Origin of the sequence: Enterobacter cloacae complex sp. R_G8, from assembly GCF_024599795.1 — a bacterium.
Taxonomy (GTDB): Bacteria; Pseudomonadota; Gammaproteobacteria; order Enterobacterales; family Enterobacteriaceae; genus Enterobacter; species Enterobacter dissolvens.
The window spans coordinates 4,808,326-4,833,501 of sequence record NZ_CP102246.1; the positions used below are offsets into that span (position 1 = coordinate 4,808,326).

The window sequence follows — 25,176 nt, forward strand, 5'->3', positions numbered from 1 at the left end:
ACGGGTAACAACAGTAATTTCGCGCGCTTTCTGTTATCCTTGCGCCGCAATTGCATTATTAACCAGAGGCTTTACATCGTTTATGTCTGGCTGGCCACGAATTTACTACAAATTACTTAATTTACCATTAAGCGTCCTGGTAAAAAGTAAGTCTATCCCAGCAGAACCCGCGCTGGAATTGGGGCTCGATACGTCGCGCCCTATTATGTATGTTTTGCCTTACAACTCGAAGGCAGACTTGCTGACGCTTCGCGCCCAATGTCTGGCGCATGACTTACCTGACCCGCTTGAACCGTTAGAAGTCGACGGTACGCTGTTGCCGCGATACGTATTCATTCACGGTGGGCCACGCGTGTTTACCTATTACACGCCAAAAGAAGAGTCCATTAAGCTGTTCCACGACTATCTCGACCTGCATCGCAGCAATCCCGATCTGGATGTGCAAATGGTGCCGGTGTCAGTGATGTTTGGTCGTCGTCCGGGCCGCGAAAAAGGGGAAGAGAACCCACCGTTACGCATGCTTAATGGCATCCAGAAATTCTTCGCCGTCTCCTGGCTGGGACGCGACAGCTTTGTGCGTTTCTCCCCTTCCGTCTCGCTGCGCAGAATGGCGGACGAGCACGGCACCGATAAGATCATCGCGCAAAAACTGGCGCGCGTGGCGCGCATGCATTTCGCTCGTCAGCGTCTGGCCGCCGTGGGACCGCGTCTTCCGGCACGTCAGGACCTGTTCAACAAGCTGCTGGCCTCCAAAGCGATCGCCCGTGCCGTTGAAGACGAAGCGCGCACTAAGAAGATTTCTCACGAAAAAGCACAGCAGAACGCTATTGCGCTGATGGAAGAGATCGCCGCGAACTTCTCCTATGAGATGATCCGTCTTTCTGACCGCATCCTTGGCTTCACATGGAACCGCCTCTATCAGGGCATTAACGTCCATAACGCCGAGCGCGTTCGCCAACTGGCGCATGACGGCCATGAAATTGTTTATGTGCCCTGCCACCGCAGCCACATGGACTACCTGCTTCTCTCGTATGTGCTTTATCACCAGGGACTGGTGCCTCCGCACATCGCGGCCGGTATCAACCTGAACTTCTGGCCAGCAGGCCCGATTTTCCGCCGTCTGGGGGCGTTCTTTATTCGTCGTACCTTTAAGGGCAACAAGCTCTACTCTACCGTGTTCCGCGAATATCTGGGCGAGCTGTTCAGCCGCGGTTATTCCGTTGAGTACTTCGTGGAGGGGGGACGTTCACGCACCGGCCGTCTGCTGGATCCGAAAACCGGCACGCTGTCGATGACCATCCAGGCAATGCTGCGCGGCGGTACCCGTCCGATCACGCTGGTACCCATTTACATTGGCTACGAGCACGTCATGGAAGTGGGGACTTACGCCAAAGAGCTGCGTGGGGCGACCAAAGAGAAAGAGAGCCTGCCGCAGATGCTGCGCGGTCTGAGCAAGTTACGCAATCTCGGCCAGGGCTACGTGAACTTCGGCGAGCCAATGCCGTTGATGACGTACCTGAACAACCATGTCCCTGAGTGGCGCGAGTCTATCGATCCTATCGAAGCGGTGCGTCCGGCCTGGCTGACGCCAACGGTTAACGGTATCGCGGCTGAGCTGATGGTGCGTATTAACAACGCCGGTGCCGCAAACGCCATGAACCTGTGCTGTACTGCACTGCTGGCGTCACGTCAACGCTCGCTGACCCGTGAACAGCTTACGGAGCAGCTGGATTGCTATCTTGACCTGATGCGCAACGTTCCCTATTCGGTGGATTCAACGACGCCTGCCAGCACGGCGAGCGAGCTGATCGACCATGCGCTGCAGATGAACAAGTTTGAAGTCGAGAAAGATACGATTGGCGACATCATCATTCTCCCGCGCGAGCAGGCGGTGCTGATGACCTACTATCGTAACAATATCGCCCACATGCTGATGCTACCGTCGCTGATGGCGGCGATCATTACCCAGCATCGCCGTATTTCTCGTCAGGAGCTGCTGCGTCATGTGGAGACGCTCTATCCGATGCTGAAAGCAGAGCTGTTCCTGCGCTGGAGCAAGGATGAACTGGCGATTGAGCTGGATAAAATGACCGAGGAGTTGCGTCGTCAGGGGCTGATTACCGTCGTTAACGATGAGCTGCATATTAATCCGTCACGCTCCCGCACGCTGCAACTGCTGGCGGCGGGTGCGCGTGAAACGCTGCAGCGCTACGCTATCACCTTCTGGCTGCTGAGCGCGAACCCATCCATTAACCGCGGTACGCTGGAGAAAGAGAGTCGGACGCTGGCGCAGCGTCTGTCCGTTCTGCACGGCATCAACGCCCCGGAATTCTTCGACAAAGCGGTCTTCAGTTCACTGGTACTGACGCTGCGTGATGAAGGGTTCATTAGCGACACGGGCGATGCCGAGCCGGAAGAGACGCTGAAGGTGTATCAGATGCTGGCAGAGCTGATTACCTCCGACGTGCGTTTGACGATTGAGAGTGCGACGCAGGGCGAGTGATGTGAAAAAGCCGGGTGGCGGCTTCGCCTTACCCGGCTCACAATCTGACGCTTCATATCATGCAGGCCCGGTAAGCTTCAGCGTCACCGGGCTTTATTTTAGCCAAAATAGCTCATCGCCAGCCCCAGAAACAGCACCAGGCCCACGTAGTTATTATTCATAAACGCTTTAAAACAGGCATCACGCTCACGCTTTGCGATCAGCTTCTGCTGGTAAGCAAACAGCAGTCCCGCCACCAGCACTGACCAGTAAAACTCCCAGTTCAGCCCGTTCAGGCGGCCAATCGCCACCATCAGTGCCAGCACGGCAATCTGCAGGATACCGATAATCAGCTTATCGTGACGACCAAACAGAATGGCGGTCGATTTAATACCAATTTTCAGATCGTCATCGCGGTCGACCATCGCATATTGCGTGTCGTAAGCCACAGCCCAGAGAATGTTCGCCAGGAACATCAGCCAGCAGCTCAGCGGTACCGACTCACTGACCGCCGCAAACGCCATCGGGATCGACCAGCCAAACGCCGCGCCCAGCACCACCTGCGGCAGATGAGTATAGCGTTTCATAAACGGATAGACCCAGGCCAGCGCGAGAGCCGCAACGGAAAGCAGGATGGTCATGGTGTTGAGGGTTAACACCAGCAGGAAGGAGAGCAGCACCAGCACGATGAACAGCACGCGGGCCTCTTTCTCTGTGACCTGCCCACTGGGTAACGGACGATTGGCTGTCCGTTTCACATGTCCGTCGAATTTACGATCGGCGTAGTCATTGACCACACAGCCCGCCGCACGCATCAGCCAGACACCGGCCACAAACACGCCCAGGATCCACAGCGGTGGAACGCCCGGCGTCGCCACCCATAGCGCCCATAATGTCGGCCACAACAGCAGTAGCGCGCCGATGGGTTTATCGGTACGCATTAAGCGGTGATAGGCCAGCAGCTTGTTCTGCGTCAGGCTCCACTCCATTTTTTCTTCCTCTCAGTACAACGGCGATGCCGGTAAAAAAAGCTCCGTCAGTATTAACGGTTTACCGCTCAGGCGAAGACGGGAACGACGTCCCAACAGTTCGGCATCGCGACCAATCTCGATAAAATCCCGGGTAAGTTCAGACGAAGTGAAAAGGTACCGCCCGAGCGGGGTATTTCCCAGCCGTTGCAGTGCCAGCTCTGGCCCGGAAAGGGTGGATTCAGGCACCACCGTTCGCCCGGCGAGCCACGGCTCACCATCCGCGCAGAGCAAAATTTCACGCAACCAGTAGCGTGCTTCTTTTGGCAACAGCGGCAGTTCACTGGCAATGTCAGCGGAAGTGACAAACCCTTCCTGAATCATCGTCACCGTAACCGTCTTGCCCTGTTGCTCAAAACGTTTAGTCATGGAATCTTCCAGCAGCAACCAGTCAAGCTGCTGCGGGTCAAGCGCAGGTATTTGGTCAAAATAGCGCAGCGCACGCAGTTGCGTTAGCGCGGGGTGTGACATGCCGGACTCTCCGATACATAACGTACTGGCATTGTATCGCAGAAACGCGGATTGAGGGGGGCCAAACGTTATTTAACGATCACGATTGCAACAAGGGCGCAACAGCGCGAGCGGCACGAAAAAAAGTGCGCCCACTCAGGCGCACTAAACTACTAACAAATCAGCACTGTGGGGAAACGGTTACCCCTTGCCTTTTACACTGCTGATAAAGGTGGAACGGGCAGTGGTTGAACCTAAACGTTCGGCTTCATCAAGCAGTTTCAGCGCCTTATCGACATCACCGCGCTTCACCGCCTGCTTAATGGCGTTGTTGAAGTATTCTTCGGTGTCGTTCAGTACCGGCTCAGCTTTTTTCGCCGGAGCAGGGGCTGCGGTCGCGGCTGCCGTAGCCGCTGGCGCGGTATAAACAGGTGCAGCGGTATTCCCCACGGTCACCGGACCTGGACCAGACGAGCCAAACAGTGGGCCAACGAGTACGCTGGAAGCGCTGTTGGTGGAAACTTTCAGTTTGACCAGACCATCAGTGGTATGACGGGCAAGCGGATCCGGAATATCCGGGACAGAGTTACCGGTGCCTTTGGCATAAGCTTTCGCCGGGTCAACCAGCTTTGTTGTCTGCTGCAGATCTTTCTCGGTCGTGAATACCAGAACATAAATTTTTTGCTGACCCAGGGCAGGCGTCAGGCGCATAACACCTTCCAGCCGATCTGCACTCATCACGCCCGGTTCCTGATAGCTAAAATAGTCGCTCGGGAAGAACGCCGATGGCGTCATGTTTTGATCGAGGATCAGGACGTTTGGCGCAAACACGCTGGTCTGTTTGTTCACTTCGCTGGTCAGCGTCAGGGTCAATTCACCAATGTTCGCCGGTACGCTATAAGCCGCAACGGGGCCAGAAATCCCCGGCACATTCAGCTGTTGGCCACCCATAGAGAGCTGGGTTGACTGCGTTTTGGATTGATCAACCGGCGTCCATGTCAGTTGCTGGAGTGCCGCTGCCGGGATAGCCGGCGCAGCACTGGTATTTTGTGGCACGAAATTCACGTCTGCCAAGGAGACGGCCGGAACACAGGCTAACAGCCCCGCAGAGAGGCACAGCGCGACGAGACTTTTCTTCATTTTCATTGTTATTACCTCTGATAGCGTGAGCACTGCGGTGGCCAGGCAATAGCGCGCAGCACCCTAAGGAGAGAGGGGCTTACGCCCCTCTTTTCAGGTCATTACGTCAGGTCTAACGAATTACCACCAGATTTCCATCTGGGCGCCGAAGGTCCACTCATCGTTGTCGCCACGGCTGAAGGTTTTCGCAGAGGTGTCACTGTAAGCCACACCAGAGGTGTAACCAGTGTCGCTGTTGTTTGCGTAACCCCATTTCTCATCCCACTTCGCGTAGGTTGCGAAGACACGGATAGCCGGACGGGACCAGATGCTGTCGCCAGCCTGCCATTGCTGTGCCAGGGTGATTTTGTACTGGCTGTTTTTCTCGTCAGTTCTCTGAGATTTGACGTTGTCGTAGCCCACTTCCAGCAGGGTGCTCATGATTGGCGTCCATTTGAACATCGGACGAACACCCACAGTCCACCACTCGGTACCGTTGTTATTGTCACGATCGATGTTCTGGTACATACCGACGTACATCAGGTCCCAACGGTCTGCCAGGGTGATTGCACCGTGGTCCAGCACACGCCACATGGAGCCGTCGTTATCAACGCTGCCACCCTGTGGAATACCCTTACCGTTAGAGGTCATGGAGTCCGTACCGTACTGCAGTACGAATTTGTTGAAGCCCTTCATCATGCTCTGGGTGTGTTCAGCAGTGAACAACCAGCCATCTTTAGAAGCGCCAGGCTGCAGGTAGTAGTCGTCAGGAATGTTGGTGTGACCATAGTCAACGCCCAGTTCCAGCGTACCGCCCGGGTTGGTTTCCAGACCGGCTAAACGCACGTCGAAGACGTCATTTGGTACAACATTGTCATAAATACGGTCGCCGTTGGCATCACGATCGGCGAAGGTTGCAGAACCGCCTGATTCAGAAGAGCGGGTGGCTGCCAGAGAGAGTTTACCAAAGCCCAGATCGATGTTTTCAATACCGGCACCAGGACCTGAGATGTCCCAGTAGTAGAAGTCGATCATATGGACGTCATGACGCTGATAGAAGCGCTTACCGGCCCAGATGGTGGAGCCTGGCAGCCATTCAATCAGGTTTTTACCCTGCACGTTAGCTTCACGGAAGGCCGGGCTGGTGGATTCCCAGTCGTTCTGCTGAGAAACGGAATACGCTACGTTAGTGTCGAAATAGAAGCTCTTGTCGCCCTCTTTCCACACTTCCTGGCCCAGTTTCAGCTCAGCGTACGTCTCACATTCGTTACCGAGACGGTATTTACTTTGAGCACCGGTTGCCTGGAAACATTGTTGTTCACCGCCACTCCCGGTCCAGCCAATGCCGGAACGAGCATAACCTTTAAAGTCTACAGCGCCTGCCTGGGCAGACATAATGCCTGCCGCAATGGCGAGTGCCAGAGGGACTTTGCGCAGAGTAATCATCATTCTATCTCCTGAGATCATTGCTTTTCTTTGAACACTTGACCTGTCGGTTTCGTGTCTTCTTTTGGGATTGCTTAAACGCCTGGCTCTTTGTGCAGCCGACGACATGCAGTGCCATCTTCACGGAACAGATGGCAACGCTCTGGCGGCAAACCGATAGCGAATGTGGCACCCTCTTCTACCAACACCACGTCATTCTGGCGGTAGACCAGGTTCTGACGGATGGCGGGGATCTGGATATGAATCTGTGTTTCGTGACCAAGTTGTTCGACGACCTGAACTTCACCTTCCAGCGTCACATCGGCGATGTGGCTCGGGAGTAAATGCTCAGGACGAATACCGAGGGACATGTTGGCCCCCACCTGTACGTTGGCGCTGTCGACCGGCAGCCAGACTTGCTGACGGTTTGGCAACTCCACCTGTACCTGTTCAATGGCTGTCGCCGTGACCTTGACGGGCAGGAAGTTCATCTTTGGCGAGCCAATAAAGCCCGCAACAAAGCGGTCTGCCGGATAGTGATACAGCTCCAGCGGTTTACCCACCTGTGCCACGCGGCCGGCGTCCAGCACCACAATTTTGTCGGCCAGCGTCATCGCTTCGACCTGATCGTGGGTGACGTAAATCATCGTGCGGCCAAGACGTTTATGCAGACGGGAGATTTCGATACGCATCTGGACGCGCAGCGCGGCATCCAGGTTAGAAAGCGGTTCATCCAGCAGGAAGACGCGCGGTTCGGCAACCAGCGTACGGCCAATCGCGACGCGCTGACGCTGTCCACCAGAAAGCGCCTTCGGTTTACGCTCCAGCAGGTGTGCCAGCTGTAACACTTCCGCCACCTGCGTGACGCGCTGGTTAATCACCTCTTTTTTTGCCCCCGCCAGCTTCAGGCCAAAAGACATGTTCTCGGCGACGGAGAGATGGGGATAGAGTGCATAAGACTGGAACACCATGCCGACGCCTCGTTCGGCAGGCGGGATGTCGTTCATTCGGGTATCACCAATCAGCAAATCACCGCTGGTGATGGTTTCAAGACCGGCAATCATACGCAGCAGAGTTGATTTACCGCAGCCAGATGGGCCAACAAACACCACGAATTCACCTTCGTGGATGTCGAGATTGATGTCTTTTGACACCACCACATCGCCCCAGGCTTTCGTTACATTACGCAGCTGTACGCTCGCCATGCCCTTCTCCCTTCGTTACAACCTGTCACCGACAGAAACATTCAAGATAAGTTCACTATGGGGTATCCATTACTTTCGCGAATCCTCCACCCCCCGGCTTTTTTATGGGGGAGGAGGCGGGAGGATGAGAGAGCAGGCTCTGCGACCGCAGCTGGCGGGCTGAGGCAAAATTCGTGAAGCCACCTGCAAAATTCAGCGTGTTTTTATGTGCGCCAGCACTCATAACTTAAATTTATGCAACACAGATCACACAAACCGGGGGTGGGGCGTAGGGGTTGGGAGGATGGAAAGAGGATGTCAAATAAGGAGACTGAGACACGTTGAACCACCTCAGTGTATCCACGAGCACATCACCAAAAAAGGATGGCAGATATGAAGATCAAGACTGGCGCACGCGTTTTCGCATTGTCCGCCCTGGCAGCAATGATGATTTCCGCACCGGCTCTCGCCAAAATTGAAGAAGGTAAGCTGGTTATCTGGATTAACGGCGACAAAGGCTATAACGGCCTGGCCGAAGTGGGTAAAAAATTCGAGAAAGACACCGGTATCAAAGTCACCGTAGAACACCCGGACAAGCTGGAAGAGAAATTCCCGCAGGTTGCGGCAACCGGTGACGGCCCGGACATCATCTTCTGGGCGCATGACCGTTTCGGAGGTTATGCACAATCCGGCCTGCTGGCGGAAGTCACGCCTGATAAAGCCTTCCAGGACAAACTGTTCCCGTTCACCTGGGACGCCGTTCGCTATAACGGCAAGCTGATCGCTTACCCAATCGCGGTGGAAGCCCTGTCTCTGATTTATAACAAAGACCTGGTGCCTAACCCGCCGAAAACCTGGGAAGAGATCCCGAAACTGGATAAAGAGCTGAAAGCGAAAGGTAAGAGCGCGCTGATGTTCAACCTGCAGGAGCCGTACTTCACCTGGCCGCTGATTGCTGCCGATGGCGGTTACGCGTTCAAGTTTGAAAACGGCAAATATGATGTGAAAGACGTGGGCGTGGACAATGCGGGTGCGAAAGCGGGTCTGACCTTCCTGGTCGATCTGATCAAGAACAAACACATGAACGCGGATACCGATTACTCCATCGCGGAAGCAGCGTTCAACAAAGGCGAAACCGCGATGACCATCAACGGTCCGTGGGCCTGGACCAACATCGACAAGAGCAAAATCAACTACGGCGTGACGCTGCTGCCAACCTTCAACGGCAAACCGTCTAAACCGTTCGTTGGCGTGCTGAGCGCAGGTATCAACGCCGCCAGCCCGAATAAAGAGCTGGCGAAAGAGTTCCTCGAAAACTACCTGCTGACCGATCAGGGTCTGGATGAAGTGAACAAAGACAAACCGCTGGGTGCCGTCGCGCTGAAATCCTTCCAGGATCAGCTGGCGAAAGACCCACGTATCGCGGCAACCATGGATAACGCCCAGAAAGGCGAAATCATGCCGAACATCCCACAGATGGCCGCGTTCTGGTATGCCACCCGTACTGCGGTGATTAACGCCGCAGGCGGTCGTCAGACTGTCGATGCCGCGCTGAAAGATGCACAGGGTCGTATTACTAAGTAATGCCGTAGTCCCCTCTCCCAAAGGGAGAGGGTTAGGGTGAGGGTTGTCGCTATCTGCACGCCCACACCCCGGCCCTCTCCCCCAGGAGAGGGAGAAAAGATCAAACGTTGTAGAGGAAGAACCCCATGGATGTCATTAAAAAGAAACATTGGTGGCAAAGCGACGTGCTGAAGTGGTCAGCGATCGGTCTGCTCTGTCTGCTGGTGGGTTACCTTGTTGTTTTAATGTACGTACAAGGGGAATATCTGTTTGCCATCATGACGCTGATTTTAAGCTCTGCTGGCCTGTATATTTTCGCCAACCGTAAGGCGTATGCCTGGCGTTATGTCTATCCGGGCGTGGCCGGGATGGGGCTGTTTGTCCTGTTCCCGCTGATCTGTACTATCGCTATCGCATTCACTAACTACAGCAGCACCAACCAGCTCGCGCAAGAGCGCGCCACTCAGGTGCTTCTGGACCGTTCTTATCAGGCAGGCAAGACCTTCAACTTTGGTTTGTATCCTGCGGGTGACGAATGGAAATTAGCACTGACTGACGGCGAGAGCGGCAAAACCTTTATTTCCGACGCTTTCAAATTTGGCGGCGAGCAGAAGCTGGCCTTAAAAGAGGCTCCTGCCCTGCCGGAAGGCGAACGCGCTAACCTGCGTATCATTACCCAGAACCGTCAGGCGCTGACTCAGCTCACCGCCGTGCTGCCGGACGAAAGCAAAGTGACCATGAGCTCGCTGCGCCAGTTCTCCGGCACGCAGCCACTCTACACCCTGGCAGATGACGGCACGCTGACGAATAACCAGAGCGGCGTGAAGTACCGTCCGAACAACGATATTGGTTTCTATCAGTCTGTAAACGCCGACGGCAGCTGGGGCGATGACAAACTCAGCCCGGGTTATACCGTGACCATCGGCTGGGACAACTTTACCCGCGTGTTTACCGACGAAGGGATCCAGAAGCCGTTCTTTGCTATCTTCGTCTGGACGGTGGTCTTCTCCGTACTGACGGTACTCCTGACCGTTGCTGTGGGCATGGTGCTGGCCTGCCTCGTGCAGTGGGAAGCCCTGAAAGGCAAAGCGATCTACCGCGTGCTGCTGATCCTGCCGTATGCCGTTCCGTCGTTTATCTCAATTCTGATTTTCAAAGGGCTGTTTAACCAGAGCTTCGGTGAAATCAACATGATGCTGAGCGCGCTGTTCGGCATCAAACCGGCCTGGTTCAGCGACCCGACTACCGCCCGTTCGATGATTATCATCGTCAACACCTGGCTGGGTTATCCGTACATGATGATCCTGTGCATGGGCCTGCTGAAGGCCATCCCGGACGACCTGTACGAAGCCTCGGCAATGGATGGCGCGGGTCCGTTCCAGAACTTCTTTAAGATTACGCTGCCGCTGCTCATCAAGCCGCTGACCCCGCTGATGATTGCCAGCTTTGCCTTCAACTTTAACAACTTCGTGCTGATTCAGCTGTTGACCAACGGTGGCCCGGATCGTCTCGGTACCACCACGCCGGCCGGCTATACCGACCTGCTCGTGAGCTACACCTATCGCATCGCCTTTGAAGGCGGCGGCGGTCAGGACTTTGGTCTGGCGGCAGCGATTGCCACCCTGATCTTCCTGCTGGTGGGCGCACTGGCGATAGTGAACCTGAAAGCCACACGTATGAAATTTGACTAAGGAGGGCATCGATCATGGCTATGGTACAACCCAAATCTCAGAAACTGCGCCTCCTGGCGACGCACTTAGGGCTGCTGATTTTTATTGCGGCAATCATGTTCCCGCTGCTGATGGTCATCGCCATCTCCCTGCGTTCGGGTAACTTCGCTACCGGCAGCCTGATCCCGGACGAAATCTCCTGGGAGCACTGGAAGCTCGCGCTGGGCTTCAGCGTGGAGCATGCCGATGGCCGCGTCACCCCGCCGCCGTTCCCGGTGCTGTTATGGCTGTGGAACTCGGTGAAAATCGCCGGGATCACTGCGATAGGTATTGTGACGCTCTCAACGACCTGTGCATACGCTTTCGCCCGTATGAAGTTCCCGGGCAAGGCCTCACTGCTGAAAGGGATGCTGATTTTCCAGATGTTCCCGGCGGTACTGTCTCTGGTCGCGTTGTATGCCTTGTTTGACCGCCTGGGCCAGTATGTGCCGTTTATCGGCCTGAACACCCACGGCGGCGTGATCTTCGCCTATCTTGGCGGTATCGCCCTGCATGTGTGGACCATCAAAGGCTATTTCGAAACCATCGACGGCTCGCTGGAAGAAGCAGCGGCGCTGGATGGCGCGACGCCATGGCAGGCGTTCCGTCTGGTTCTGCTGCCGCTGTCGGTGCCTATCCTGGCGGTGGTGTTTATCCTGTCGTTTATCGCCGCCATCACCGAAGTGCCGGTCGCGTCTCTGTTACTGCGTGATGTGAATAGTTACACCCTCGCCGTGGGTATGCAGCAATACCTCAACCCGCAAAACTACCTGTGGGGCGACTTTGCCGCGGCGGCCGTACTCTCTGCCATCCCGATTACCGTGGTGTTCCTGCTGGCCCAGCGCTGGCTGGTCAACGGCCTGACGGCGGGCGGTGTGAAAGGTTAAGTTTCATCTGTTATGCCACTGCAACCCTCAACTTTAGACGTATTGTATTAACCCAACTTGTGACTGTTGTTAGGCGCTCTTCGGAGCGCCATTTTTTTTATTCGCGCTTCAGCCGCTTCGAATTACACAGCCAGAGGGTGATCACCAGCAGCAGGATCGCCGCCGAGTAGATCAGCACATCAAGGGGAGATTTATGATCGACGATGATCAGCCGCACTATCGCGGTGATCCCAATGTAGACAAAATAGCGCAGAGGGAAGTGAAAGCCTGACTGGAAATACTTCACAATCAGGGCGATAAATTCAAAGTAGAGAAAGTAGACCACCAGGCCTTCCACCAGCGCATATTTGCTGGTTTGCTCGGGGGCGAACAACACATCTGCCAGATGCACCGTCTCTTTACCCAAAAAGACGACCAGGATCAGGCCAAGGCTCAGCAGACCGAGGTTCAGCACGGTCTGGAGGATAGTTGAGATGAACTCAACGCGCGGGCGAGTCAGGGATGTCATACAGCACCTCATTCTCCAGGGCGAGGTTCCTGTATAACGCAAAAATGTGACGTGGATCTATATTTTTTAATTATGTTTTATGTACGGAGGTAACGGATGGAGCGCAGACCTACCGGGGTTCGCAACGTAACCTGTGGCGAAAATGTCACTCTTTATGAGCCCTGTAATCTTTATGACTGCGTGCTTGGCAACGGTGTGTTTGTCGGCCCGTTTGTTGAAATCCAGGGCCATACGCGCATTGGCGATGAGAGCAAAATTCAGTCCCACACCTTCATTTGCGAGTACGTCAGCATAGGCGAACGCTGTTTTATTGGTCATGGGGTGATGTTTGCCAACGATCTGTTTCGCGACGGCAAACCCAATGCTGACCGGAACAGCTGGGGACGCATTACCGTGGGAAATGATGTGTCGATTGGCAGTGGCGCCACCATTCTGGCGGTCTCCATCTGCGACGGGGTGGTGATTGGTGCGGGGAGCGTGGTGACCAAATCCATCACCGAGAAAGGCATTTATGCGGGAAACCCGGCGAGGCTGTTGCGCCGCTTGTGAGTTGCCCGGTGGCGCTGGCGCTTACCGGGCCTACAACAGAAAAGGATGAGAGCTATCAGCGGAAGTTAATGTTCTTATCGCTGGTCATGTCATACAGCTGGAACTTACGGCCCAACTGCTGGCCCCCGTCGCGCGTCAGCGGCGTCCAGCCAATGGCCGCACGGCTGCGGGTTGGGCCGGATGAGAACAGATCCAGTGGAATCGACACATACACCCCTTTGGTGAAGTCCCCTTCCCCGTATTCGTCCGGCGAAACGTTGGTGATGGTGGCGTAACCGCCTACCACCACTCCGCTGTCGAAGTGTTTGGAGATATCCAGCGTGCCGCCCTTATCGCCCGCCAGGTACTGACCCACGCTGGCTTTCACCAGCACGTCCTGGGCGAACGACGGCGTCCAGTAGGCCGTCAGGTGACCGGTTTTCACGCTATAGTCGGTGAACTTCATCATGTCCTGCGCGCTGCGCCAGTCACGCTGTTTAACGTAGTTGGCATCAATACCAAACGCCCAGTTGCTGTCCACCGGACGATAAAGCACTTCCGCCCCCGCGCCGCCGTACATGGTTTCCAGATAACCGCCGTAGACCTGACCGTAGAAGCCATTACCGAAGTACTGGAAGTAGTTGGCCTGCAGGTTGTTTACGTAGGCATCGTTCTGCACGTACTCACGGACGCGGGTACGCACGCGCGGCAGCTTCGAGTCGTTCGGCGGATTGGTGTAGTTGAACTTGTCGTAGTTGTTGGCAAGGTTGCCAAACAGGCTGCCGGTGGTCAGCAGGTGGTCGGTCACCCACAGATCCGCCGACGCCATCACGCCCAACTGGTACATGTAGAAGTTTTCCGGCCCACCGACAGACTGGTTTAGCACCGGGTCGATGTGGAAATCGAAGCGCGATTTATCGATATACCAGCCCTGCTCGGTCGTCTCCGGCACGATCGGCTCAACGCGTTTTTGTACCAGCTCGGTTTCATGCCCCAGCGGCTCGCCCTCCAGATGGCGCTTAAGGCTGGCCACGTCCGTTTCCGTCGTCACCTGCGGCAGGTTCAGGCGGTTCTCCGTTACGCGGATCGTGCGGATCCCCTCCGGCAGATCGTTCATGATGATCCGGTTGGCACGTTCGATCCCTTCCCGCGAGTCGCGATATTTCACCTGCTCGCCGGTCACATACAGCGTATCGCCTTTCACCTGAATCTTCGGATCGGCCAGACCAGCGTTATATTTCAGCAGTGTCAGCTGATTGGCCACCACGGAGTGCTGCAGAATGGCATCCTGAGGCTCTGGCTGATATGCAGGCCGCGCGTTGTCGTTATAGTGCGGTCGCATATCGTTAAAGTTCGTGCGCAGCGTAAAGCCGAACATGACGGTATTGCCGCGCTCGTAGCTGAGGTTAACGTCGGCCCAATCGGTGACGCGGTAAATGGCGCCGACGTTAAACTTGCTCTTCTGCTCAATTTTCCCGGCGAAGTCCTGTGAGTAGTCGTTTCCTTCGTACTCCAGCTTCAGGCGCAGCGGCTGCCACGGCGTCTGATACTCCACGCCGCCAAACAGGGACGCCGGGCCATGGAACATCTGGTCACCGTTAATGGAACCCGCTTTCTGATAGCTGTTATCGCGATAGCAGAATTTGTCGCTGTAAGTGCAGAACGGGTTTTTCACGTTGCCGCTGGTACCGAGATAGCCCCAGCCAAGCCCCAGTGAGAAGTCAAACGGCCCCCAGGCCTTACTGGCGACAATGTACTCCGCGTCGAACAGGCCGGTACCGCCGATATCTTTCGCCCCCACGGAAACCTGCGGCATCCAGTAGCTCTCTTCCCACAGACGCAGTTTTACGTCGAAGGCTTTATCTTTGTAGGTTTGATCGCCGGAGAACGCGTCCACGCTGCTGTACTGTTTCGTCCGTACGTCGGTGTAACGCAGCGTGGTTTCGAGCCATGGGAACAGCTGTACGGATGCAGAATAGTAGCGGTACTGGTCGTTATCACGATAGTTAAGGCTAATTTCCCCTTCTCGCGCCATACGCGCGGTAGGGGTTTGCAGTAAACCGACGCCACCGAAGTCTGACTGAGACGGGCCAATGGGTGCCGGATACGTTTCTGCATGACAGGCGGCACTCACACACAGTGCCAGCATGCTATAGAGATAGGTTTTTTTCATTATTCCGGTATCCGCTGTATCAGGGAATGAAGGATATCGGCATTCAGCCCGTCATACGCCTTCGTCCAGAAGTGGTCGGCAAAACCGACAAAAATTATGCTGCCTGGCATAGGTTCGATATGCCGCTTGTTCCAGTAGGCGACCGGTGCTTTTTGCGTGTTCCCGTCAGGGTAAATCACCCAGGCGTAGCTGTTATCCGCACCACTCAACAGGCTCTGCTCGTCGAGATAGCTCGCCACGTCGCGGCCGGGGGTAAAAGGCTTTTTCCCCGGACTGCTGATAAGCCCCATCACGGTGATGGTGGTAGGCTGCGCGGGGAGCCAGAGCGTGTAGTCGCCCTCGAGTGCCGGATTGCCTTTTTCCGTCACGCGGACTTCATCCGGATCGAGATTGACCTTTTGTCTTCCGGTGACCTTCAGCGCCAGAAGCTGCTGGCGAAGGCTGTTAATGGCTGCCGCATCGTCACCGTCTTCCTGCTCTGCTAACCCGGTTAACCTGGCGAGCAGCGCCTTGTGTTTTTGTTCCGCCTCAACCGTTGCCTGCCGCTCACCGATCACCGCCCCTGGCCACCAGCTGTTTGCCAGTCTTGGCTGGCCGACGAGATCAATCAGATGCCCGGCGTTCGTCAACGTTTTGGGCTGCGCGTTGTCCGGTGTGTAGACCTTCACCGTCCCGGCAGACCAGGCGAGCGGTGTGGCAAAGCTTGCGATCAGCGCAACGCGAATAAGTGTTTTCATGATTTCGCGGCCTTGATCAGCGTGGTTTTGACCGGGAAGAATCCGGCACCCAGATACTGCAATGACTGGCGGATCTGCCCGTCCTCATCCACCCAGAAACGGTTATGCCAGGTCGCCCGATCGGTCGTGACCTCTTCATCCAGTACGCGAACCTGAGTTTCGTCGCTGCCTACCCTGACGCTGTCCATACCGTCCCAGCGGAAGGTAGAGCGGGCGGTGGCGTAACGAACCTGCTTGTGTTCCGTCCACCCCATTGTCCGCGTCCAGCTTGCACCGTCGGTGATCTGGTTCGGTTTGATGAGCGGATCGGCCGCGAGGTTGTTGACCTCGAGGAGGTTGTCGCCACCGAGCAGGGTTTTCACAATACGGCTATGTTGCGTCACGATGGTGGCCTGATCCTGCGTCACCCATTTCTGCTGCCCGTTTTCATCGAAAGCGAGCACCACAAACAGTTGCGGCCCATCGTTGAGCTGCATGTACTGACTGGCATACGGCATGTTCTGAAGTTCATCATCGGTCAAATGCACGCCCGGTGTACCGAACATGCTTTCCCACAGTGAATTACCCAGCCCTTTGGTGGTGGCCGAGCACGCCTGCAACAGCAGGCAAATCAGGATGATTGCAGGTCGCTTCACGACTCTTCTCCGAAGGGGCGAAATAACCACACCGAAGTGTGGTTATGATTAAAACACCCGCTATTACTGGGTGCTGGTCGTTGTGGTGGTCGTGGTTCCGGTATTGGAGCCATCACCGCCACCGGTTGCCGCCAGCGCGACACCCACGGCTGAACTTACGGTGCTGGCGCTGGCTGCGGTAGAACTCCCCGCAGACGCAGACGTCGCAGCCGACCCTGCTGCTTCCCCGACCTGAACCGGAGCTGCATAAACAGATGTCGCCGCAAGCGCAGATATGGCAAAAATGCCATACAGTACTTTCTTCATAACAATTTCCCTTCAATGAATGAATGGAGATTTGCCCGAAAAGAATTCCAGGCGGATTCGAGTATACACAACTAAAGCAGAGGGATTGCCGTACGGATAAATAGAGGAAGGGTTTTCGGACTATTGGATAAAATTGAAATATAAGAACAATTTAGAAATTAAAGAATCAATAAAAATCAAATAGATATAATTACACTCAGTAAAATCACTACTCCGTATAATCCTAAAATAAACCGTACTCATTAACCGGTTAAAGGGTATTTTCAGATAAAACTCAGAACGGGAATTTGAGCTAAATAACAGACATCAGGAATTATCCGATAAAAAAATGCCGGCATATCGCCGGCACGTTTTTATGAAGATTTAATTACGCGCGCCATGCTTTATAGCGATTAATCAAACCATTTGTCGAGCTGTCGTGGCTGCTAATCGCCTTATCATCACCCAGTTCAGGCAGAATGCGGTTCGCCAGCTGTTTGCCCAGCTCAACGCCCCACTGGTCAAAGGTGAAGATGTTCAGGATAGCGCCCTGCGTGAAGATCTTATGCTCATAAAGGGCAATCAGCGCGCCCAGGCTGAATGGCGTGATTTCACGCAGCAGGATGGAGTTGGTTGGGCGGTTGCCTTCGAACACTTTGAACGGCACAACGTGTTCCAGGGTGGCTGGATCTTTACCCTGGTCACGGTATTCCTGCTCTACTACCTCGCGGGATTTACCAAACGCCAGCGCTTCAGTCTGAGCGAAGAAGTTAGACAGCAGTTTCGGATGGTGATCAGACAGCGGGTTATGGGTGATAGCCGGGGCGATGAAATCGCACGGTACCATTTTGGTTCCCTGGTGAATCAGCTGATAGAACGCGTGCTGACCGTTGGTGCCTGGCTCACCCCAGATGATTGGGCCAGTCTGGTAATCCACCGCGTTGCCGTTACGGTCAACGTATTTACCGTTGGATTCCATATTGCCCTGCTGGAAGTAGGCCGCGAAGCGGTGCATGTACTGGTCGTACGGCAGGATCGCTTCGGTCTCTGCGCCGAAGAAGTTGTTGTACCAGATGCCGATCAGCGCCAGCAGCACTGGCAGGTTTTTCTCAGGTGCGGTGGTGGAGAAGTGTTTGTCCATCGCGTGCGCGCCGGAGAGCAGCTCAACAAAGTTGTCGAAGCCCACGGAGAGGATGATGGACAGACCGATCGCGGACCACAGAGAGTAACGGCCACCCACCCAGTCCCAGAACTCGAACATGTTCGCGGTGTCGATACCGAACTCACCGACCGCTTTACCGTTGGTGGACAGAGCCGCGAAGTGCTTCGCCACGTGCTTGTTGTCGCCCGCGGTTTTCAGGAACCAGTCGCGCGCGCTGTGGGCGTTGGTCATGGTTTCCTGGGTGGTGAAGGTTTTAGACGCCACCAGGAACAGGGTGGTTTCCGGGTTCACGTTCTTCAGCACTTCGGCGATGTGGGTACCATCGACGTTAGAGACAAAGTGCATGTTGAGGTGGTTTTTGTATGGACGCAGCGCTTCGGTCACCATGAACGGGCCGAGATCAGAGCCGCCGATACCGATGTTAACCACGTCGGTGATCGCTTTGCCGGTGTAGCCTTTCCAGCTTCCGGAGATGATCGCTTCAGAGAAGGCTTTCATCTTTTCCAGCACCGCGTTCACTTCCGGCATCACATCTTTGCCATCAACGATGATTGGCGTATTGCTACGGTTACGCAGTGCCACGTGCAGCACGGCACGGTCTTCGGTGCGGTTGATCTTCTCACCGGAGAACATGGATTTGATGGCGTCGGCAAGCTGAGTCTCTTTTGCCAGATCCTGCAGTTTCGCCAGCGTCTCTTCGGTAATGCGGTTTTTGGAGAAATCCACCAGCATCAGGTCATCGAAGGTCGCGGAGAATTTGTTGAAACGATCGGCATCGTTCGCGAACAGCTCCGCGATAGTGACGTCTTTCATTTCATCAAAATGTTTTTGTAGTGCCTGCCAGGCAGCGGTCTGCGTTGGGTTGATGTTTTTCATTAGCAATACTCTTCTGATTTGAGAATTGTGACTGCGGTCGATTGTAGCGCCTGCAAATAAAAATTGTGATGGTTTTTATGCCATTGCCCTGGCCTGCATCAAACGCAGGTGAAAAGACCCGAAAAGTATAGCTGCTGACGCGCCCACCCGTGGCGGCGAAATGTCGGTCAAAACCGGGTAAAATGAAGCATAAAATATGGCCCTGTTATAAGTCCTGTTTCTCAGGGGTACCCCCCCATGAAAAATCCGCATAATCCCGGCATTGACAGGACCTCCCCCGCATTTTATTTATAGGGCCGTATTTTGCGCCTGCACCTGTTTTCGTTTCATTCTTGTGCCATGGTCGCTTTATTCATTCCCTGACACGAGGTTGTTATGACGAGTTTTGTGGTCGCCAAGTTTGGCGGCACCAGTGTGGCAGATTACGATGCCATGAACCGCAGCGCCGATGTGGTGCTGGCCGATCCGAATACCCGCCTGGTAGTGCTTTCTGCCTCTGCTGGCGTGACGAACCTGCTGGTTTCTCTGTCTGAAGGACTGGAGGCCACCGAGCGCTTCGTTAAGCTGGACGCACTGCGCAAAATTCAGTTCGACATCCTTGAACGTCTGCAGAATCCAAACGTGATCCGCGAGGAAGTAGAGCGCCTGCTGGAAAATATCACCACGCTGGCAGAAGCCGCTTCTCTGGCCACCTCCACCGCCCTGACCGATGAACTGGTCAGCCACGGTGAGCTCATGTCCACCCTGCTGTTTGTTGAAATCATGCGTGAACGTCATGTTCAGGCACAGTGGTTCGACGTGCGTAAAATCATGCGCACCAGCGATCGCTTTGGCCGCGCCGAGCCGGACGTGGAAGCGCTGGCCGAGCTGACCAATCAGCAGCTGGCCCCGCGCCTGGATGAGGGTATCGTGATCACCCAGGGCTTTATCGGCAGCGAAGCCAAAGGCCGCACCACCACGCTTGGCCGTGGCGGCAGTGACTACACCGCGGCGCTGCTGGGCGAAGCGCTGCACGCGACCCGCGTCGATATCTGGACTGACGTCCCGGGGATCTACACCACCGATCCACGCGTCGTCTCTGCGGCAAAACGTATTGATGTGATTGCGTTTGAAGAAGCGGCGGAAATGGCGACCTTCGGTGCGAAAGTGCTGCACCCGGCAACGCTGCTGCCTGCCGTGCGTAGTGATATCCCGGTCTTTGTCGGTTCAAGTAAAGATCCGAAAGCGGGCGGTACGCTGGTATGCAAGAAAACCGAAAACCCACCGCTGTTCCGCGCGCTGGCCCTGCGCCGTAAGCAAACGCTGGTCACGCTGCACAGCCATAATATGCTGCACTCGCGCGGCTTCCTGGCGGAAGTGTTTGGCATCCTGGCGCGTCATAATATCTCCGTGGATCTGATCACCACCTCCGAAGTGAGCATCGCGCTGACGCTGGACACCACCGGTTCAACCTCAACGGGTGACACCCTGCTGACGCAGTCGTTGCTGATTGAGTTGTCTGAACTGTGCCGCGTGGAAGTAGAAGAAAACCTGGCGCTGGTGGCGATCATCGGTAATAAGCTGTCGCGCGCCTGTGGCGTGGGCAAAGAGGTCTTCGGGGTACTCGATCCGTTCAATATCCGTATGATTTGCTACGGTGCCTCCAGCTACAACCTCTGCTTCCTGGTGCCAGCTGAGCAGGCGGAGCAGGTTGTGCAAAAACTTCATCAGAATTTGTTTGAATAAAATTCGTTAGCACGATAAACAATACCTATAAGCCGGGCACAGACCCGGCTTTTTTATAACTAAACAACACGACAATACTGCAAGGAATACCTATGTTATCCGCCATCACCCGGCTGTTCCCGTTATGGGCGCTGCTGCTCTCCATACTCGCGTATTACACCCCCACTACGTTCACGGGCATTGGTCCGTGGGTGACTACGTTGCTGATGCTGATTATGTTCGGCATGGGTGTACACCTAAAAATCGACGACTTTAAACGCGTGCTGTCACGCCCGGCTCCGGTTGCCGCAGGGATTTTCCTGCACTACCTGGTGATGCCTCTTGCGGCCTGGCTGCTGGCAATGGCCTTTAAGATGCCACCCGACCTCTCCGCCGGGATGGTACTGGTGGGCAGCGTGGCCAGCGGAACCGCGTCGAATGTCATGATCTATCTGGCAAAAGGCGATGTGGCGCTCTCCGTGACCATCTCCTCGGTATCCACGCTGGTTGGCGTCATTGCCACACCATTGTTAACACGCTTGTATGTGGATGCGCATATCCAGGTGGACGTGATGGGAATGCTGCTGAGCATTTTGCAAATCGTGGTGATCCCGATCGCATTGGGTCTGGTCATTCACCACCTGTTCCCGCGCGTGGTGAAAGCCGTTGAACCGTATCTGCCTGCGTTTTCGATGGTCTGTATTCTGGCCATCATCAGCGCCGTGGTGGCAGGTTCCGCGTCGCACATTGCATCCGTGGGCTTTGTCGTGATTATCGCGATCGTGCTGCATAACACCATTGGCCTGCTGGGCGGCTACTGGGGCGGGAAACTGTTTGGTTTCGATGAATCCACCTGCCGGACGCTGGCCATTGAGGTAGGAATGCAGAACTCCGGTCTGGCGGCGGCGCTCGGGAAAATCTACTTCTCGCCGCTGGCGGCTCTGCCTGGTGCGCTCTTCTCGGTCTGGCATAACCTGTCCGGTTCACTACTGGCGGGATACTGGTCCGGTAAACCGATTGATGAACAAACGAAAAAAGATGCGGTGAAACAGGGTTAATTTACGGTACTTGCTTTACACTGAAGCCTCTCTCTCAGGAGGCTTCAGCAATGGCGACACCACGATTAACCCAGAAAGACATGACGGAAGCCGAGCAGCGTGAACTTAAAACGCTTCTTGACCGCGCACGCATCGCGCATGGCCGCACGCTGACAAACGCCGAAACCAATCAGGTGAAAAAAGAGTACATCGACAAACTGATGGCGCAGCGTGATGCCGAGGCGAAGAAAGCCCGCAAACTGAAAAAGCAGCAGGCATATAAGCCGGATACTGAAACGACCTTTTCGTGGTCGGCCAATACCTCTACCCGTGGAAGGCGCTAATTAGCGCCCCTTCTTTTTACGGCCCGGCTGGGTAAAACGTTTCCCGTTGCCCGGCTTGCCACGCCCTTTTTCTTCCGCCTGAGGCGCCTTCACGACCGGACGCTTCATCGTCTGAGTTTTCGGTTTCGCTTTGGCCTTCGGCTTTGCTTCGGACGAGGAGTTCTCGATAAGTTTGAACAGCTCAATCAGCTCGTCGTCCGTTAGGTCACGCCACTCGCCCAGCGGGATCCCGGACAGGCTGACGTTCATGATGCGCGTGCGTTCCAGCTTCGTCACTTCGTAGCCAAAGTATTCGCACATACGGCGGATCTGGCGGTTCAGGCCCTGCACCAGCGTGATACGAAACGCGAAGGGTGCCTCTTTTTTGACCTTACACTTCTTCGTCACGGTGCCCAAAATCGGTACGCCTGCACCCATTCCTCGGATAAATTCGTCCGTCACCGGCTTATTCACCGTCACGATATACTCTTTCTCGTGGTCGTTACCGGCACGCAGAATCTTGTTCACCAGATCGCCGTGGTTAGTGAGGAAAATCAGCCCCTGGGAGTCTTTATCCAGACGACCAATCGGGAAGATACGGCTGCTGTGGTTAACGAAATCAACAATGTTGTCCCGCTCGCCCTCTTCCGTGGTACTGACGATACCAACCGGTTTATTCAACGCGATAAACACCAGGTCTTCTGCATCACGCGGTTCGATGAGCTGACCATTCACTTTAACCACGTCGCCAGGCATCACCTGGTCACCAATAGTGGCGCGTTTGCCGTTGAGGAACACATTACCTTGTTCGATGTAACGGTCCGCCTCGCGACGTGAGCAGATCCCGCTCTCGCTAATGTATTTGTTTAATCGGGTTGATTGAGTTGGCAGCATAGTTTCTCCTGTGAAGGGCGAAATATACCTTACCTTGCGGCTGACAAAAAAGGCCTAGTAACCGTTGATCAGAAAATCGAGTGCATCCCGCAATGAAGCTCTGTTGTCAGTGAGATCGGCAACGCGTTCACCTAACTCTTTTGAAGATATGCCTGACAGCATATGCATCATGACAACGCAAGGCTTACCCGCGATTTCAACGACAGGGCACACTTTCGCAGGCGGACGAATGCCGCCCAGCAGGCTTAATTCAACGGCGGGAGCGACAAGTACATGTTTCATCACATTAGCAACAGGGTGCTGCATATTAATAAGCCATGGATAGGCTTTTCTCCCATTGCCTTCATTCTCATAAGCAAAATATTGCTCCATCAGAACGACCTCTGAAAATCACTAAAGGAGCCGTTTTCATCAACCCACTGGTTGATGGCCTCTATAGACGCTTTATTTTCTGCTAACCACTCTGCGCGCTGATGCGCACGAAACTGCTCCTGTAGAGCGGCCGTGAGTACAGCAGAGAGATTGAGTTTCAGCCGTCGCGCTTCTTCAAGAATTTCAGGTGCTAACGAAACATTGACTGATTTTTTAATGCCATGGGTAGTGCGCATGAGAACCCCCATTGGAATGCGCATGAATTGGCGAAGTGTAGCGTAATAAACGAGCATTTTCTATTCCCTTCAAAATATAAGGTCTGAAGAGTAAATTGCGCTTTATAAAGCGTCACGCCTCGCAAATGGGTTTTGCGAGGCGCTTTCAGAGATTAATACTCATCCCGCTCGTCATCTTCATCCGGCTGTTCCATCACGCTGTACGCCACCGCACAGAACAATGAGTTAAGGCGTTTCATATCCCCCAGCAGCCCCAGATGCAGGGAGCTGGTTTCGATACTTTGCACGTTTTGCTGGTGCAGACGTTCAACGTGGGCGTGCGAGTAGCGGCGGTTGAGGATACGGAAACGATGTTTGTTGCGACGCAGGCGGCGTGCGCTCGGCACATCACTTGAGAAGAAGACCAGCATCGCCAGCTTCAGGTTACTCAGAAGTTGTTCGTGCAGGGCTTCCAGCTCCTTCAGCCCTTCGACGGAGAACGCACGGCGGGCGGCCAGGGATTTGTCAGCAATTTCACTGCCCATCCGCTCCACAATATCCGAGGCCTGCTCAAGGTTAAGCGACATTTCAATGATTTCCGCCCAGCGGCGGGACTCCTCTTCCGCCAGTTCATCCTGCGGGATGCGCGCCAGATAGAGCTTGATGGCGGTATAGAGCACGTTGATATCATCCGCGAGCCTGCGCAACTCTTTCTCTTCCCGCGGCTCGCCGTGCATTACCTTTTGCAGTCCTTCGAGCATGGTTTCCATCGCATCCCCCATGCGCAGCGTTTCGCGGGCGGCATTGGCCAGCGCCAGCGCAGGGGTATCCAGCGCGGAGGTGTCCAGATGCTTCGGTTTCAGGCGCGCATCCAGCTCCGGCTCGTCGCGGATAAGCCGTTCACAGAAGCGCGCCATTGGCTCAGCAAACGGAACCATCGCCAGGCAGCGCACCAGGTTGTAGAAGACGTGGAAGTAGATCACCAGCTCTGCCTTCGGCAGAGAGAGGTTGTCCATCAGGTTCGCCAGTGGGTGCACAAACGGCAGAATAATCAGGCTGCCCACCAGCTTAAACAGCAGACTGCCGAGCGCCACGCGGCGGGCGGCAGCATTGGCGGCGCTGTTATTGAGCATCGCCAGCAGGCCAGAACCGAGGTTAGCCCCGATTACCAGACACAGTGCGACCGGAAAGGAGATCGCCCCGGCGGCGGTTAAGGTCGCCGTCAGCAGTACAGCCGCCAGGCTGGAGTAACTGACGATGGCAAATACCGCGCCAATCAGCGCATCCAGCATGATGTCACCGGTCAGCGAGGCAAAGATGACCTGCACGCCGTTGGCTTCGGTAATGGGCGTTACCGCCTGCACAATCAGTTCCAGCGCCAGCAGGATCAGCCCAAGGCCAATTCCCACGCGTCCAAGCTGGCCAGCGCGTGTCTGTTTACGCCCAAGGAAGAAGATAACCCCGATAAATATCAGCAGCGGTGACAGCCAGGAGAGGTCGAAAGTCAGGATACGTGCCATCAGGGCGGTACCCACGTCAGCCCCCAGCACGATAACCAGTGCAGGAGCCAGCGCCACCAGATCCTGCGCGACAAACGATGTCACGAGCAATGTGGTCGCATTACTGCTCTGAACCAGCGCCGTTACGCCAATACCCGCGCAGAAGGCGAGCGGTTTCTTCTCTACGCTGCTGCTGAGAACGGTACGTAAACGTGCGCCAAACACGCGCATCACGCCGGTACGGACAATATGGGTGCCCCAGACCAGCAGTGCGACTGCCGAAAGCAGATGTAACAGGGTCAGCACGGAAGGTTATCCTCCTTATCGTTATTCGTTTTCCTTAGGTCAGTATAAGGGTTTAAACGTAAGAAAGAGACAGGG

General features: G+C 55.1%; 23 protein-coding genes. 8 read left to right on the forward strand and 15 right to left on the reverse strand.

The features are described from left to right. Positions 1–82 precede the first annotated feature (82 nt). Positions 83–2,503 (forward strand): glycerol-3-phosphate 1-O-acyltransferase PlsB, encoded by a 2,421-nt coding sequence (gene plsB / locus NQ842_RS22710; RefSeq protein ID WP_014830280.1) that lies wholly within the window; start codon positions 83–85, stop codon positions 2,501–2,503. 98 nt (positions 2,504–2,601) lie between these two features. Here the strand turns inward: plsB and ubiA are convergent, their stop codons facing one another. From ubiA to malK, 5 genes are all read right to left on the reverse strand, one after another. Further along, positions 2,602–3,471, reverse strand: a complete 870-nt coding sequence (gene ubiA / locus NQ842_RS22715; protein ID WP_014830279.1) for a 4-hydroxybenzoate octaprenyltransferase — start codon at positions 3,469–3,471, stop codon at positions 2,602–2,604. Between the two features lie 12 nt (positions 3,472–3,483). Further along, positions 3,484–3,981 carry a chorismate lyase gene (gene ubiC / locus NQ842_RS22720; RefSeq protein ID WP_014830278.1) on the reverse strand — a complete coding sequence of 166 codons (498 nt, stop codon included), beginning with the start codon at positions 3,979–3,981 and terminating at the stop codon, positions 3,484–3,486. A gap of 180 nt (positions 3,982–4,161) precedes the next feature. Continuing rightward, on the reverse strand, positions 4,162–5,106 hold the full coding sequence (gene malM / locus NQ842_RS22725; protein WP_014830277.1) for a maltose operon protein MalM: 945 nt from the start codon (positions 5,104–5,106) through the stop codon (positions 4,162–4,164). A 114-nt stretch (positions 5,107–5,220) separates the two neighbouring features. Beyond that, complete coding sequence (locus NQ842_RS22730) at positions 5,221–6,528, reverse strand: maltoporin (RefSeq protein ID WP_014830276.1); 1,308 nt, start codon at positions 6,526–6,528, stop codon at positions 5,221–5,223. A 71-nt stretch (positions 6,529–6,599) separates the two neighbouring features. Further along, positions 6,600–7,709 carry a maltose/maltodextrin ABC transporter ATP-binding protein MalK gene (malK, locus tag NQ842_RS22735; protein ID WP_008500080.1) on the reverse strand — a complete coding sequence of 370 codons (1,110 nt, stop codon included), beginning with the start codon at positions 7,707–7,709 and terminating at the stop codon, positions 6,600–6,602. A 372-nt stretch (positions 7,710–8,081) separates the two neighbouring features. Here malK and malE point away from each other — a divergent pair, with 372 nt between their 5' ends. The 3 genes from malE (at position 8,082) to malG (ending at position 11,847) form a co-directional block, all read left to right on the forward strand. Next, positions 8,082–9,272 carry a maltose/maltodextrin ABC transporter substrate-binding protein MalE gene (gene malE, locus NQ842_RS22740; RefSeq protein ID WP_257256362.1) on the forward strand — a complete coding sequence of 397 codons (1,191 nt, stop codon included), beginning with the start codon at positions 8,082–8,084 and terminating at the stop codon, positions 9,270–9,272. A gap of 125 nt (positions 9,273–9,397) precedes the next feature. Beyond that, positions 9,398–10,942 carry a maltose ABC transporter permease MalF gene (gene malF / locus NQ842_RS22745; RefSeq protein ID WP_047360205.1) on the forward strand — a complete coding sequence of 515 codons (1,545 nt, stop codon included), beginning with the start codon at positions 9,398–9,400 and terminating at the stop codon, positions 10,940–10,942. Positions 10,943–10,956: 14 nt separating this feature from the next. Further along, on the forward strand, positions 10,957–11,847 hold the full coding sequence (gene malG, locus NQ842_RS22750; RefSeq protein WP_014830272.1) for a maltose ABC transporter permease MalG: 891 nt from the start codon (positions 10,957–10,959) through the stop codon (positions 11,845–11,847). Positions 11,848–11,944: 97 nt separating this feature from the next. Here malG and psiE read toward each other — a convergent pair whose 3' ends face one another. Next, complete coding sequence (psiE, locus tag NQ842_RS22755; RefSeq protein WP_000202963.1) at positions 11,945–12,355, reverse strand: phosphate-starvation-inducible protein PsiE; 411 nt, start codon at positions 12,353–12,355, stop codon at positions 11,945–11,947. A 96-nt stretch (positions 12,356–12,451) separates the two neighbouring features. Here psiE and NQ842_RS22760 point away from each other — a divergent pair, with 96 nt between their 5' ends. Then, positions 12,452–12,904 carry an acyltransferase gene (locus NQ842_RS22760; protein WP_257256363.1) on the forward strand — a complete coding sequence of 151 codons (453 nt, stop codon included), beginning with the start codon at positions 12,452–12,454 and terminating at the stop codon, positions 12,902–12,904. Between the two features lie 55 nt (positions 12,905–12,959). On the opposite strand, the gene NQ842_RS22765 is transcribed toward NQ842_RS22760, so the two are convergent. The 5 genes from NQ842_RS22765 to pgi all read right to left on the reverse strand — a co-directional run bounded on the left by NQ842_RS22765 (position 12,960) and on the right by pgi (position 18,751). Continuing rightward, positions 12,960–15,056, reverse strand: coding sequence for a YjbH domain-containing protein (locus NQ842_RS22765; RefSeq protein WP_257256364.1), 2,097 nt, complete (start codon positions 15,054–15,056; stop codon positions 12,960–12,962). Next, on the reverse strand, positions 15,056–15,793 hold the full coding sequence (locus NQ842_RS22770; protein ID WP_072094899.1) for a capsule biosynthesis GfcC D2 domain-containing protein: 738 nt from the start codon (positions 15,791–15,793) through the stop codon (positions 15,056–15,058). Before NQ842_RS22770 ends, NQ842_RS22765 begins: the two co-directional genes overlap by 1 nt. Continuing rightward, on the reverse strand, positions 15,790–16,428 hold the full coding sequence (locus NQ842_RS22775) for a YjbF family lipoprotein (RefSeq protein ID WP_014830268.1): 639 nt from the start codon (positions 16,426–16,428) through the stop codon (positions 15,790–15,792). The genes NQ842_RS22770 and NQ842_RS22775 overlap by 4 nt, the downstream gene beginning before the upstream one ends. A gap of 63 nt (positions 16,429–16,491) precedes the next feature. Further along, positions 16,492–16,734 carry an exopolysaccharide production protein YjbE gene (gene yjbE / locus NQ842_RS22780; RefSeq protein ID WP_008503423.1) on the reverse strand — a complete coding sequence of 81 codons (243 nt, stop codon included), beginning with the start codon at positions 16,732–16,734 and terminating at the stop codon, positions 16,492–16,494. Positions 16,735–17,101: 367 nt separating this feature from the next. Beyond that, positions 17,102–18,751: a glucose-6-phosphate isomerase gene (gene pgi, locus NQ842_RS22785; protein ID WP_014830266.1), complete on the reverse strand. Its 1,650-nt coding sequence runs from the start codon at positions 18,749–18,751 to the stop codon at positions 17,102–17,104. A 375-nt stretch (positions 18,752–19,126) separates the two neighbouring features. Between pgi and lysC the strand changes: the two genes are divergently transcribed. From lysC to NQ842_RS22800, 3 genes are all read left to right on the forward strand, one after another. Continuing rightward, positions 19,127–20,476: a lysine-sensitive aspartokinase 3 gene (gene lysC / locus NQ842_RS22790; RefSeq protein ID WP_014830265.1), complete on the forward strand. Its 1,350-nt coding sequence runs from the start codon at positions 19,127–19,129 to the stop codon at positions 20,474–20,476. Positions 20,477–20,568: 92 nt separating this feature from the next. After that, complete coding sequence (panS, locus tag NQ842_RS22795) at positions 20,569–21,513, forward strand: ketopantoate/pantoate/pantothenate transporter PanS (RefSeq protein WP_047360201.1); 945 nt, start codon at positions 20,569–20,571, stop codon at positions 21,511–21,513. Positions 21,514–21,563: 50 nt separating this feature from the next. Beyond that, positions 21,564–21,836: a DUF3811 domain-containing protein gene (locus NQ842_RS22800; RefSeq protein WP_014830263.1), complete on the forward strand. Its 273-nt coding sequence runs from the start codon at positions 21,564–21,566 to the stop codon at positions 21,834–21,836. Here NQ842_RS22800 and rluF read toward each other — a convergent pair whose 3' ends face one another. The 4 genes from rluF to NQ842_RS22820 all read right to left on the reverse strand — a co-directional run bounded on the left by rluF (position 21,837) and on the right by NQ842_RS22820 (position 25,101). Then, entirely contained in the window at positions 21,837–22,709 is an 873-nt protein-coding gene (gene rluF, locus NQ842_RS22805) for a 23S rRNA pseudouridine(2604) synthase RluF (RefSeq protein WP_083021999.1), read from the reverse strand. Between the two features lie 54 nt (positions 22,710–22,763). Next, a complete protein-coding gene (locus NQ842_RS22810) occupies positions 22,764–23,081 on the reverse strand; it encodes a CcdB family protein (protein ID WP_194516887.1) in 318 nt (105 codons plus the stop codon). Beyond that, a complete protein-coding gene (locus NQ842_RS22815; RefSeq protein ID WP_014830260.1) occupies positions 23,081–23,374 on the reverse strand; it encodes a type II toxin-antitoxin system CcdA family antitoxin in 294 nt (97 codons plus the stop codon). Before NQ842_RS22815 ends, NQ842_RS22810 begins: the two co-directional genes overlap by 1 nt. A gap of 95 nt (positions 23,375–23,469) precedes the next feature. Further along, the gene (locus NQ842_RS22820) at positions 23,470–25,101 is read right to left on the reverse strand and encodes a Na/Pi cotransporter family protein (RefSeq protein ID WP_013095027.1); all 1,632 of its coding nucleotides are present in this window, start codon (positions 25,099–25,101) and stop codon (positions 23,470–23,472) included. Between the last annotated feature and the right edge of the window lie 75 nt (positions 25,102–25,176).